The sequence below is a fragment of the Streptomyces sp. NPDC051976 genome, assembly GCF_040680795.1.
Taxonomy (GTDB): Bacteria; Actinomycetota; Actinomycetes; order Streptomycetales; family Streptomycetaceae; genus Actinacidiphila.
Genome location: NZ_JBFAXL010000006.1, coordinates 86,845 through 99,589, shown reverse-complemented (window position 1 = coordinate 99,589; position 12,745 = coordinate 86,845). Strand labels below are relative to the sequence as shown.

General features: G+C 71.4%; 8 protein-coding genes. 5 read left to right on the top strand and 3 right to left on the bottom strand.

Going from position 1 to position 12,745, the window contains the following annotated elements; all coding sequences use genetic code 11:
- Positions 1-147: 147 nt before the first annotated feature.
- From AB0M29_RS09175 to AB0M29_RS09155, 5 genes are all read left to right on the top strand, one after another.
- A complete protein-coding gene (locus AB0M29_RS09175) occupies positions 148-2,142 on the top strand; it encodes a beta-L-arabinofuranosidase domain-containing protein (RefSeq protein ID WP_365381216.1) in 1,995 nt (664 codons plus the stop codon).
- Positions 2,143-2,256: 114 nt separating this feature from the next.
- Positions 2,257-3,498 carry an ABC transporter substrate-binding protein gene (locus AB0M29_RS09170; protein WP_365381213.1) on the top strand — a complete coding sequence of 414 codons (1,242 nt, stop codon included), beginning with the start codon at positions 2,257-2,259 and terminating at the stop codon, positions 3,496-3,498.
- A 42-nt stretch (positions 3,499-3,540) separates the two neighbouring features.
- Positions 3,541-4,521 carry a sugar ABC transporter permease gene (locus AB0M29_RS09165; RefSeq protein ID WP_365381210.1) on the top strand — a complete coding sequence of 327 codons (981 nt, stop codon included), beginning with the start codon at positions 3,541-3,543 and terminating at the stop codon, positions 4,519-4,521.
- Positions 4,518-5,333, top strand: a complete 816-nt coding sequence (locus tag AB0M29_RS09160; protein WP_365381208.1) for a carbohydrate ABC transporter permease — start codon at positions 4,518-4,520, stop codon at positions 5,331-5,333. Before AB0M29_RS09165 ends, AB0M29_RS09160 begins: the two co-directional genes overlap by 4 nt.
- 220 nt (positions 5,334-5,553) lie before the next feature.
- Positions 5,554-7,269 carry an RICIN domain-containing protein gene (locus AB0M29_RS09155; protein ID WP_365381205.1) on the top strand — a complete coding sequence of 572 codons (1,716 nt, stop codon included), beginning with the start codon at positions 5,554-5,556 and terminating at the stop codon, positions 7,267-7,269.
- Between the two features lie 4 nt (positions 7,270-7,273).
- Here the strand turns inward: AB0M29_RS09155 and AB0M29_RS09150 are convergent, their stop codons facing one another.
- The 3 genes from AB0M29_RS09150 to AB0M29_RS09140 form a co-directional block, all read right to left on the bottom strand.
- The gene (locus AB0M29_RS09150; protein ID WP_365381202.1) at positions 7,274-8,347 is read right to left on the bottom strand and encodes a LacI family DNA-binding transcriptional regulator; all 1,074 of its coding nucleotides are present in this window, start codon (positions 8,345-8,347) and stop codon (positions 7,274-7,276) included.
- 141 nt (positions 8,348-8,488) lie between these two features.
- Positions 8,489-10,633, bottom strand: coding sequence for a glycoside hydrolase family 36 protein (locus AB0M29_RS09145; RefSeq protein WP_365381200.1), 2,145 nt, complete (start codon positions 10,631-10,633; stop codon positions 8,489-8,491).
- A gap of 46 nt (positions 10,634-10,679) precedes the next feature.
- Positions 10,680-12,665 (bottom strand): beta-galactosidase, encoded by a 1,986-nt coding sequence (locus AB0M29_RS09140; protein ID WP_365381197.1) that lies wholly within the window; start codon positions 12,663-12,665, stop codon positions 10,680-10,682.
- Between the last annotated feature and the right edge of the window lie 80 nt (positions 12,666-12,745).

Sequence of the window (12,745 nt, the reverse complement as noted above, 5' to 3'; positions counted from 1 at the left end):
GGTGACCCTACGTTGCGGATGGGAAAAGCGTTGCTCAATTCTGCAGGCGAGCGTCACCCGTTCCCCCTGCCGGAGTCCGCGCCCAAGGCAACACCTTGTCCGGCGCCGACCTCCGGCCCACCCGATCAAGAATCCCCGGGGAGACCGATGTCCCAGCACCCTCCGAGGCGGCAACCGCCTCCGCTCGCAGCGGTCGGCCCCGTCCGGCTGACGCCGGCCGCCTCGACCGCCCTGCGGCCGGCCCCCGTCGCGTCCGTCCGCGGCGGCTTCTGGGGCCGGCGCCGGGAGGCCAACGCGCGCGTCGGCATTCCCCAGGGCCCCGATCTCCTGGAAGCCGCGGGAAACCTGCACGATCTGCGGCTGGCGGCCGGCACGGCGACCGGCGCCTATCAGGGCGACTACCCGTTCATGGACTCCGACGTCTACAAGTGGCTGGAGGCCGCCTCCTGGCAGCTCGCCCAGGCGGAGCGGGCGGGCGAAGGCGACGGCGCCGCCGCGAAGCAGCTCGGCGAGGACGTCGACCGCATCATCGGCCTCGTCGCCGAAGCCCAGCGGCCCGACGGCTACCTCAACACCTGGTTCCAGGTCACCAAGGACGGCCGGGCTTACCAAGACCTGCGCTGGGGCCACGAGTTGTACTGCGCCGGCCACCTCATCCAGGCCGCCGTGGCACACCACCGCGCGACCGGCCGCGAGGAACTGCTGCGCGTCGCCGTGCTGTTCGCCGACAACATCGACTCCGTCTTCGGGCCGGACAAGCCGATCGACGGCTTCGACGCCCACCCCGAAGTGGAGACCGCTCTGGTCGAGTTGTTCCGGGAGACGGGGGAGCGCCGCTATCTGCGGCTGGCCCTCCACTTCGTCGACCGGCACGGTCACGGGGTGTTCGGCCGTGAGACGTACTGCCAGGACCGCGTCCCGCTGCGGGAGGCCGAGAACGTCGAGGGCCATGCCGTACGGCAGCTCTATCTGCTGGCCGCCGCCGCGGACCTGGCCGCCGAGACCGGGGAGGCGGCACTGCGCGAGGCATGCGCCCGGCTGTGGGAAGCCATGGTGGCGACAAAGACCCACCTCACCGGAGGGCTCGGGGCCCACCACGACAAGGAGGAGTTCGGTGACCCGTTCGAGCTGCCCAACGAACGTGCCTACTGCGAGACCTGCGCCGCGGTGGCCTCGGTGCAGTGGGGCTGGCGCATGGCGCTCCTCACCGGTGAGGCACGCTACAGCGACCTCATCGAGCGCACCCTGTACAACGGGCTGCTCGCCGGAGTCTCCCTCGACGGTGAGCGCTGGCTGTACGTGAACCCCCTCCAGGTCCGCGACGGCCATATCTACACGGGGGACGACAAGTCCGCCCGCCGTACCCGATGGTTCCGCTGCGCCTGCTGCCCGCCGAACGTGATGCGGCTACTGGCCGGCCTGGAGCACTACATGGCCACCACCGACGACGAAGGCGTCCAGCTCCACCAGTACGCCACCGGCACCTACGGCGGAGAGCGTGCGGGCGAAGCCCTTGTTGTGAGCGTTAACACTCCCTATCCGTACCAGGGCCGGATCACCGTGACGGTGGACGAGTCGCCTGCCGACCTGCCCTGGACGCTGTCGCTCCGCATCCCGCGGTGGAGCGCCCGCACGGCGGTGCGCGTCGACGGCCAGGCTGCCGGGGAGACCGCGCGGGACGGTTGGCTGCGTCTCCACCGGTGCTGGACCCCGGGCACCGAGGTGGTCGTCGACCTCGATGTCACCCCTCGTCTCACCGCGGCGGATCCCCGCGTCGACGCCGTCCGCGGCAGCGTCGCCATCGAGCGCGGCCCGCTGGTGTACTGCCTGGAGCAGGCCGACCACCCCGGCGGCGGCCTCGACGACATCGTCATCGACACCAGCGTGCCGCTGACCGAGCAGAACCGTCCCGACCTGCTCGGCGGTGTCGTCACCGTGCGGGCGAGCGGTCGGCGGCGCGACGTTCCGGACACCGCCGACTGGTGGCCGTACCGGGACGTGACCGCGGGCCCGGACGCGACCGCTGATCGGTCCGGCCGGGCACCCGGTGGCAGCGCCTCCCTCGCGCTCACCGCCGTTCCGTACCACGCCTGGGCCAACAGGGCGGACGGCGCCATGCGCGTGTGGCTCCCCACCACCTGACAACCCAGGGGACACCGTCCCCGGCGCCCCCTCCGGCCGCCACCCGCGGGCAGCACTCAGCCGCACCCCACCCGATCCTCCCTTCGCGATTCCCCGAACCACAAGGACGACCTCATGAGACTCACTCGCACCGTCCTCGCCGCCGTCACGGTCGGCGCCGCCCTCGTCGGCGTCAGCGCGTGCTCGGGCTCCGCCGGCGGCGCCTCGTCGGCATCCTCGGGCACCTTCACGTTCTGGGACCCCTACCCGCAGTTCGACAAGTCCTCCGGCTGGGCCCGGCTCGTCAGCTCGTGCGGCACGAAGGCCGGGGTGACGGTCAAGCGCACCGCGTACGACACCACCGACCTGGGCAACAAGGCCCTGCTCGCGGCGCAGCAGGGCAACGCCCCCGACGTGATGCTCGTGGACAACCCGGTCGTCTCCACGCTCGTGCAGGCCGGGATCCTCAACAAGATGGGCGACATCGGCGTCGCGACGAACGTGGTCCAGTCCAACATCATCGGCGCGGGCACGGTCGACGGCTCGGCCTACGGCATACCGATCGGCGCCAACACCCTGGCGCTGTACTACAACAAGTCGGTGCTCGACGCCGCCCATGTCGATCCGGCGTCGATCAAGGACTGGAACTCACTGACCGCCGCGCTGCGGAAGGTCAGGGGCGCGGGCAAGAAGGGCATCACCTTCTCCGCGATCGGCACCGAGGAGGGCAGCTTCCAGTTCCTGCCGTGGTTCTGGGGTGCCAAGGCGGACCTGAATCACCTGGACAGCGCCGAAGGCACCGCCGCGCTGGCGCTGTGGAAGGGCTGGGTGTCCGCGGGACTGGCCCCCAACGACGTGCTGTCCAACACTCAGACCACCTCCTGGCAGGAGTTCGCCACCGGCCAGTACGCCTTCGGGGAGAACGGCACCTGGCAGCTCGCCAACGCCAAGAAGGCGGGCTTCCCCTACGGCGTCATCAGTATCCCCGCGCGCGCTGGCGGAGCCGCTCCGGCCCCCACCGGCGGGGAGTTCGCCACCGTGCCGGTGCAGAAGGACTCCGCGCGCTACAAGACCGACGCCGCCCTCGTCTCCTGCCTGACCTCCGACGCGAACCTGCTGTCCACCGACAGCACGCTGTCCTACATCGGCCCCACCGGCGTCGTGCAGTCCCAGCAGGTCGACAAGGCTCCCGAGCTCAAGCCGTGGGTGGACGCGGTGGCCGCCGCGCGCGGCCGGACCAGCGACGGCCTCAACACCAGGTACCCCTTCATCTCCGAACAACTGTGGACGGCGGTGCAGGCGGCGCTGTCCGGTGGCAAGGACCCCGCGTCGGCCCTCGCGGCGGCCCAGAAGGCCGCCGACAACCACAAGAACTGACCGCTCGACCGACGGATCCCGTCCCTCGCACGAGGAGCACGTATGACCACCGCCCAAGTCGACGGCCACCGACGGCAGTCGACCGCGCGTGAGGCGACCGGCGAGCGACGCCGTATCGCACACAGCCCCCGGCGCCGACGGGGACCGCGGACCTCGCAGTGGGCGGCCTGGGCCTTCCTGGCTCCGGTCGTCGCCTACCTGGCAGCCTTCTACGCCTATCCGCTGTACCGCAACGTGGACCTGTCGCTGCGGCACTACACGGTCCGATCCTTCGTGCAGGGTGGGGCGCCGTTCTCCGGCTGGGACAACTTCCGGCAGGTGATCCACGACCCGGCGTTCGGCACCGCTCTGCGCAACACCATGGTCTTCACACTGGTGTCGATCGTCTTCCAGTACGCGATCGGCCTCGCACTCGCGGTCTTCTTCAACCGCGCCTTCCGGCTGGCGCCGACCCTGCGCGCCCTGTTCCTGATTCCCTGGCTGCTGCCGCTCATCGTGTCGGCCTCGACCTGGTCGTGGATGCTCAACAGCGAGTCGGGTGTGGTCAACTACCTGCTCGGCCTGGTCGGCGTCGGCCAGGTCGACTGGCTCACCTCGCCGTCCTGGGCGCTGACGTCGGTGATCATCGCCAATGTGTGGATCGGCATCCCGTTCAACCTCGTCATCCTCTACAGCGGCCTGCAGAACATCCCCGCCGAACTCTACGAAGCCGCCTCGCTGGACGGGGCGAGTGGCTGGCAGCAGTTCTGGCGGATCACCTTCCCGCTGCTCCGGCCCGTGTCCGCGATCACCGTGCTGCTCGGGTTCGTCTACACCCTCAAGGTCTTCGACCTGATCTGGATCATGACCAGGGGCGGCCCCGGTGACTCCTCGTCGACCTTCGCCACCTGGTCCTACCGCCTCGGATTCGGCTCGCTGCTCCCCGAGTTCGGCCCAGGAGCGGCCGTCGGGAACTTCCTCATCCTGATCGCCCTGGTCTTCGGCCTGGTCTACATCCGCGTGCAAAGGAGGCAGACGTCATGATCACCCGCTCCCGCAGGAACACCGCCATCGGCCTCGCGCTGACCGCGGTGATGCTCTTCCCGGTCTACTGGATGGTCAACGTCTCCCTGACACCGCAACAGGACATGCGCAAGGACCCGCCGGACCTGATCCCGCTGCACCCCACCTTCGCCGGCTACCGCGCCGTCCTGAACGACCAGCTGCCCTATCTCGGCGTCAGCCTGCTGATCGGTCTGGGCACCGTCGCCGCCACCCTGACACTCGCCGCTCCGGCCGGCTACGCGCTGGCCAAGCTGCGCCCCCGCGGCGCCGGGGTGGTGGGGCTGCTCCTGCTCGTCGCCCAGATGATCCCCGGCATCGTCATGGCGATGGGCTTCTACGGCATCTTCCTCAACCTCGGGATCATGAACACCTGGTGGGGACTGATCGTCGCCGACTCCACCCTCGCGGTCCCCTTCGGCGTGATGATCTTCGCGGCCTTCATGTCCGGCATCCCCGAAGAACTGATGTCGGCCGCCAGGATCGACGGAGCGAACGTCTGGCGCACCTTCCGGTCGATCGCGCTGCCGGTCAGCCGCAACGCCGTGGTGACGGTGGCCCTGTTCAGCTTCCTGTGGGCGTGGTCGGACTTCGTCTTCGCCAACACCCTGGACGGCGGGGGCGACATGCGCCCCATCACGCTCGGCATCTACCGCTACATCGGCAACAACAACCAGGAGTGGAACGCGATCATGGCCACCGCGGTCGTCGCGTCCATCCCCGCCACGGTGCTCCTGGTCCTGGCCCAGCGGTATGTCGCCGCCGGCGTGACATCCGGCGCCGTGAAGGACTGAGGGACATGACTGCCCGCGGGGGCCGCGCGGCCAGGCAGCGCGGCCCCCCGCTCCGGCCCGCCCGTACCGGCGCACCACCCCCCCCGGCCGCACTGCGGCCCCCCGCGTACCACGCCCCCCACACCGCATACCCCACCTGGAGACCGGACCCATGTCCGTACCGACGTCCACTCAGAAACGGCGCTCTGCCCGGCGCGGCATACGAGGGCGGGTGCTCGGCGTGCTCACCGCCGTCACCGCCGCCGCCGTGGCCGCGAGTACCCTGCTCGCCGCTCCCGCGGCCCAGGCCGCCCCCACGGCCTCGACGACGCTCGTGGTCAACGCCGACCAGCCCTTCCGACCCGTCACCCACGTCGCCGCCGGAAGTCTCTACGGCCTCGCCGACGACAGCACCCCGGCCGACAGCGTCTCCACCGCCCTGCACGCGAACACCTACGTCCAGATGGCGCCGGGAGGCCGCCAGTTGCCCAACGGCGAACCCCGGCCGGCCGGTGACGCCCTCACCGTCGCCCGCAAGGCGGCCGCCGGCGGGTCCAAGGTGATCGTCCGCATGCCCGACTGGTACCCCAACTTCCCCTACAAGTGGGTGAGCTGGAGCGACTGGCTGTCCGCCGTCGACACCCAGATCGCCTCGGTCAAGGCGTCCGGTGCCACCGACATCAGCGGATACGAACTGTGGAACGAGCCGGACTGGACCTGGAACGCTTCGGCGGCCGGCGACTTCGACAACGGATGGGTGCGCACCTACGGCGAAGTGCGCGCCAGGACCACCACCCCAGTCGTCGGCCCCAGCTTCAGCCACTGGGACGTCGACCTGATGAGGCCCTGGCTGACCTACGCCCGGGACCACCACGCCGTGCCCGAGGTCATCAGCTGGCACGAACTCGGCGGTGACGCCAACATCGCCGCCGACGTCGCCGCCTACCGCTCCCTGGAGTCGAGCCTGGGCATCAGCGCCCGGCCGATCTCCATCGAGGAGTACGGCACGCCGAGCGAGGTCGGTGTCCCCGGCAGCATGGTCGGCTACGTCGCCAAGTTCGAGCGGGCGGGCGTGTCCAACGCCGAGATGGCCTTCTGGAACCACTACGGCACCCTCGGCGACACCCTCACCGACACCGGGGGCGCGCCCAACGGCGCTTACTGGCTCTACAAGTGGTACGGCGACATGACAGGGAACATGGTCACGACCGTGCCGCCGAACCAGACCGGGATCGACGGCGCGGCCGACGTCTCGTCCGACGGTGCCCAGGTAGGAGTCGTCTTCGGTGGCGCGGCCGGCTCCAGCGCCGTCAAGGTCAACGGCCTCAACGCCCTGCCGGCCTTCGGCGGCACCGTCCACGTCAAGCTGGAGTACACCGCCAACACCGGTCGCCTCTCGGCGTCAGCCGGTCCGCTGACCATCTCGGAAGCGGACTACCCGGTCACCGGTGGCTCGATCACGGTGCCCGTCACGACGAACGGCACCGACGGATACCACCTCGTCGTGACTCCCACCGGCACCTCCGCCACGCTCGCCGGCACCTACCGCCTCACCAACGTCCACAGCGGTCTGGCCCTCGACACCCAGAACGCCGGCACCGCGTCGGGGACACTCGTCGTCCAGGCGACCAGCGGCGGCGGCACCGGCCAGTCGTGGCAACTCGTCGCCGCCGGTTCGGGGCTCTACAAGGTCCGCAATGTCAGGTCCGGGCTGCTGCTGGGCGTCACCAACGCCTCCACCGACCAGGGCCAGAGCGCGCTGATCTGGGGCGACAACGGAACGCCCGACCACCTCTGGCAGCTCATCCCCACTGCCGCGGGCACGTACAAGTTCGCCAACTACAACAGCGGACTGCTGCTCGGCGTCACCAACATGAGCACCTCCTCTGGTGCCCAGGTACTCCAGTGGGGCGACAACGGTACGGCCGACCACCTCTGGCGCCTCACCGCCAGCTGACGCCTCAGCTCTTTCGCGCCGCCCTGGCGGTGCGGCTCTTCGGCGCGGAGGTGCTTTCGCGGACCGTGAGCGTGGTGGCGATCTCCAGGCCGGCCTGCGACACCTCCTCGCCACGGCCCAGCGCGAGGGCCAGCTCCGTCGCGGCGACGGCCATCTCCGTCAGCGGCTGGTGCACGGTGGTCAGCGGAGGATCCACCCAGGCGACGATCGGGAGGTCGTCGAAGCCGACGACGCTCAGGTCGCCGGGGATGGACAGTCCCAGTTCCCGAGCGGCCTGGTAGACGCCCAGCGCCTGCATGTCGTTGGTGGCGAAGATCGCGGTGGGCCGGTCGGCGCGGGACAGCAGCCCGCGCGCGGCGTCGTACCCGGCGTCGCGGATCAGATGGGCTTGGACCAGCAGCTCCGGGTCGGCGGGCACGTCGGCCTCGGCGAGGGCGGAGAGATAGCCCGCCTTGCGGGCCAGGCAGACGGGGTGGTCCGGGCCGCTGATCATGGCGATGCGGACGTGCCCCAGCTCCAGCAAGTGCCGGGTCGCGGCGTGGCCGCCACGGAAGTTGGTGGTGCCCACGAAGGGCACGTCGTCGGGGAGTTCGTCGATCGGGTCGAAGACGATGAGGGGAATCCCCTTGGCCTTCAGCTGCCCGCGTTCGGACGGCGACAGCTGGGCGACCGACACGACGCAGTTGGGGCGACGGTTGATCGTGTCGTCCAGGGGCACCGGCGTGTGGTCGAGAGGGCCGATCTCGGAGACCGTCACGCCGAAGTGGTGCTTGCGGGCCACCCGCTCCACACCTCTGATGACGTCCGTCGCCCACAGGCTCTCCAGCTCGCGGAAGACGAGTTCCACGACGTTGGTGCGGTTGACGATCGGCTTGCGGTAGCCGTAGCGCGTGATCAGTTCCTCGACCCTGGCGCGGGTCTGGTCCGAGACACCCGTGCGCCGGTTGAGCACTTTCGACACGGTCGGGATCGAGACTCCGGCGGTTTCCGCGATGTACGCGATGGTGACCGAGCCCGGCCCTTCGCCTTGCGAGCGTTGCTCGTCAGCCGTCGGTTCGCCCGCTCGGTTGTCCGTCACGTTCACCCTTCCTGATCCATCGCAGTGCCAGGTCGCGCCGGCGTGCGGCAGTCGCGACGTACCGGCTCCTTGTGGGGGCCATTCTGGCATCCCCCGAGCCGGTGAGGGGGGCGGCGGCGGAGCTGGGCCGGGCCCGGCCGTTCAGCCGCTCCCGGTGCGCGCCGGCCCCGGTGTGAGGCGCAGCAGGACGGCCGAGGGGGCCGTGGGCAGGGTGACCGCCAGAACGGCGGTGTCCGCGTTCCAGCGGGTCCCGGCGCCGCCGGCGGCCGGGTAGAGCGTTTCGACGCGGACGGTCGTACCCCGGAGCCGGGGCAGGGGGAGACCGGCGGTGGCCTCGCCTCCGGGGCGGCGCCAGACGGTGACATGGACGGCGGTGGAGGTCTCCAGAGCCAGTGCGATCCAGGGGTCGTCCCAGGCGGGTAGTCCCAGCGGCCAGGCCGGCAGCGCCGTGGCCAGCTCGGCTCGGACCGCTTTGTGGGCCGCCACCGCCTCGTGGACCAGGGCGCGTGCCTCGGGGGAGAGCGCGGGCAACTGCCCCGACAGGTGGATCCGGCCCAGGAGCGCGCCGGCCATCGTGAAGGCGACCTCGTCCAGGGTGTCCTCGGGCCGCGGGTAGGCCCAGACCGCTCCCTGTTCCGGGGTGACCGCCGTGGGGGCGGAGGCCGCGATGGGTGCGTAGAGCCGGAGGTTCTGCTGGTCGCTGGTGGAGTGGAGCTGGACCCGGGAGAGGAGGGCGTAGTCGGTGCGCATCCCGCCGGAGGCGCAGTTCTCCAGTACGAGGTCGGGATGGCGGTCGAGCACCCCGTCGAGCCAGTCGAGATGGGCGCGGTTGTGGCCGAGCAGTCCGTCGGCGGCCGCCTCTCGCGGGTGGCTGCTGGTGCCCGGTCCTGGGTCGATGTTGTGGTCGAGTTTGAGGTAGCCGATGCCCAGGTCACCGACGAGGCGGTCGACCGTCTCGTCGAGGTGTGCCCGGGCGGCCGGATGGCGCAGGTCCAGGTGGTAGCGGCCGTTCTCCATGACGCGGATCCCGCCGCGGCGGAAGAAGGCGGCCTCGGGCAGGGAGTCCGCCAGCGGGCTGTGCACGCCGATGACCTCCGGTTCGAGCCACAGACCGGGGACCATGCCGTGTGCCCGGATACGGTCCAGGACCTCCTGGATGCCGCGCTCACCGGGGAAGCGGGAGGCCGAGGGCTGCCAGGCGCCGACAGCGGCCCACCAGCCGCCCCCGTCGTCGTACCAGCCGGCGTCGATGACGAAGTACTCGGCGCCTGCCTCGGCCGCGGCGTCGACGTGGGGGATCAGCGCGGCCGTGGTGGGGTCACCCATCAGGCAGTTCATGTAGTCGTTGAAGATGACGGGCAGGCGCCGGTGGTCGGGGTGGGGGCGGCGGATGGCCCGCCGGTACCGGGTGAGTGCCGCGAAGGCGTCGTCGATCCCGTCGTCACCCAGGGTGAGGGCGACCGGGACGGTGCGGAAGGTTCCTCCCGGCTCCAGGAGGTGCGACCATCCGTGCCGTTCCGCGCTGGGGCCGGACAGGGCCAGATAGGCGGCGTCGGCCCGCTCGCCGCACTCCCAGTGCCAGCCTCCGCCGTTGGTCTCGATCTGCCACAGTACGGTGCGACCGGTCCGCCGGTCGGTCAGGCCGCCCATGGGCAGGTGGCCGCCGCTCGACCAGGTGCCCTGGCCCGCTCTGGAGAATCCGCCCTTGCCGTTGAAGCAGTGGACGCTGCCGCTCAGGACGGGCGAGGTCAACCGCATCGCCCGGCGCTGCCAGCGGTACTCGGCGAGCCAGTCGTTCTCGGCCCACAGCAGATCGGCGGCGTCGAGCTGCGTGTCGTCCTGCGTGAGTCCGCCCACCACGAGCGAGGTGACGGACTCCAGAGCCATGGGCCGCGTCCCCTCGTTGCGCAGGACCACCTGGCCGCGCAACGCGGCGACGCCGTCGGGGCTGCGGTAGACCACGTCCGCGGCCAGTCCGGTCTCGGGATCGTGGAGCATGACGGTCAGCTCGTGCCAGACGCCGTCCCGTGCGACCTCGTGCTCCCGGTAGCGCAGGCGCGCGCCGATGTCGGTGTCGATCGCGCGGTGGCTCGACCAGTGGAATCCGTGGTCGGTGGTGGAGACCTCGACCAGCGGCAACGGCGATCCGGGCCGGGGTTCCTGGCACGGCCGCCCGGGGACCGCGAGGCGGTGCAGACGGGGTCGGCCGTCGGGGTCGGCGCCGATCTCCAGTCGCAGGGCGTCGTGGCCCCAGCGGACGTCCGGGCGGCCCTCGGTCTCGGTCACGGTTCTCCGTTCCTGGAAGGGTGCGGGGGCATGGCGGGAGGGAGTCTCAGGAGCTGCGGAGCACCGCGCAGCCACCAGGCGCGAGTTCGGACACGGTGGCGGCGGTCAGCAGGTCGTGGGCGGGGGAGGGCAGGGCCACGGGATCGGGGCGGTGGTTGAGGAGGAATTGCCAGCGACGCCCGTCCGGCGCCTGCCGGGTCACGGCTTCGACGTGTGCCGGCAGGCCCGGTGCGTCGGGGCCGAGACCGGCCGACCCGAGCAGCCGTCGGATCAGGGCGGTGTAGTCCGCGTCGTCCAGGCGGGTCGACAGGTACCAGCCCTCCCCGGAGCCGAAGCGGTGGCGGGTCAGCGCCGGGCGGCCGGCCAGCATCCCGTGCGTGTACGTGGACACGGTCTGCGCGCCCTCGGCGCGCAGGCTCTCGGACCACGAGGCGGCCGCCGTACCGTCGGACAGGAGGATTCGCTCGCCCTCGCGCAGCGGCCGGTGCTCCTCGACGCGGATGCCCAGCGCCTCGCGCAGCGGCACGGCGGGATAGCCGCCGAGGCGGGCGTGCAGGCGTTCGTCGACACAGCCGCTCGCGTGCTGGACGAGCAGGGTGCCGCCGCTTTCCACGTAGTCGCGCAGGCGGGCGGCGGCCGTGTCGGAGAGCAGGAACAGCGCGGGGGCGAGCACCAGCCCGTAACCGGCCAGGTCCCTTTCGGGAGAGGCCAGGTCTGCGGTGACGCCGCAGTCCCAGAGCGCACGGTGGGCCCGGCGCAGCGCCCCGTGGGCGTCCAACTCGCTGGAGGGCAGCCCGTCGGCCTCCAGGGCCCACCAGGCGTCGGCGTCGTGCAGGACCGCCGCCCGCGCGGTCACGGTCGAGCCCGCCAGTTCCCCGAGGCGCGCGACGGCCTCACCGGCCTGTTCGACCTCACGGAAGACGCGGCTGTCGGCGCCGGCGTGCGGGACCATCGCGGAGTGCCACTGCTCGGCGCCGGCCCGGGACTGGCGCCACTGGAAGAACAGCGCGCCCTCCGAGCCGCGGGCGATGTGGCCGAGGGTGTGCCGCAGGATTTCCCCGGGCTCCTTGCCGAGCACCCGGTCCCCGTCGTAGACGGTGTTGGTCCCCTGCTCCATCAGCAGCCACGGTCGGCCGCCGCCGAAGGAACGGGCGCGGTCCGCGCCGAAGGCCGAGTCGGCCGCGGCCTCCAGTCCCGGCGCGACCGGGTAGTGGTCGACGGTGACCAGGTCCACCTCGCGGCCGAACGCCCACAGGTCGACGTTCTGATAGGCGGGGAGCATGAAGTTGGTGGTCACCGGCCGGTCACTGCGGGCGCGGATGGCGTCGCGCTGCTCCCGGTAGGCGTGCAGCACCTCGTCCGACCAGAACCGCCGGAAGTCGAGGGCTTGGCCGGGATTCCTGTGCCACTGGGTGGCGCGCGGCGGCAGGATCTCCTCCCAACCGCCGTACCGCTGGCTCCAGAAAGCGGTCCCCCACGCCTCGTTGAGTGCGTCGAGGGAGCCGTGCCGGGCGCGCAGCCACGCGCGGAAGGCGGTGGCGGCGTGGTCGCACCAGCACAGCGTGGCGTACTCGTTGTGCACGTGCCACAGGGCGACAGCCGGGTGATCGCCGTAGCGCCCTGCGAGGGCCTCGGCGATGCGGCGCGCGGCCTCGCGGTAGGCGGGGGCGGCGAGGCAGTAGGTGTCGCGGCTGCCGTGGGTCAGCCGGACCCCGTCGGGGCCGACCGGCAGTCCGTCGGGGTGCGCGAGGGAGAACCAGGGCGGTGGGGAGGCGGTCGGCGTGGCCAGGTCCACCGCCACGCCGTTGGCGTGCAGCCGGTCCAGATGGGCGTCCAGCCAGGCGAAGTCGTAGCGGCCTTCCTCCGGCTCCAGCAGCGCCCAGGAGAAGACACCGACGGTTGCCAGGTTGACCCTCGCGCGCCGCATCAGCGCGTCGTCCTCCTTCCAGACCGCCTCGTCCCACTGCTCGGGGTTGTAGTCCCCGCCGAAGGCCAGTCCTCGGAGCCGGCCGGTCAACTGGTCGGGCGTCATGTCATCTCCTGTCAGGGGAAACCGCTGCGAAGCCTCGGGCGGGGACGGGGTGCGGGAGGCCGCGGAGGTCTGGAGGGGTT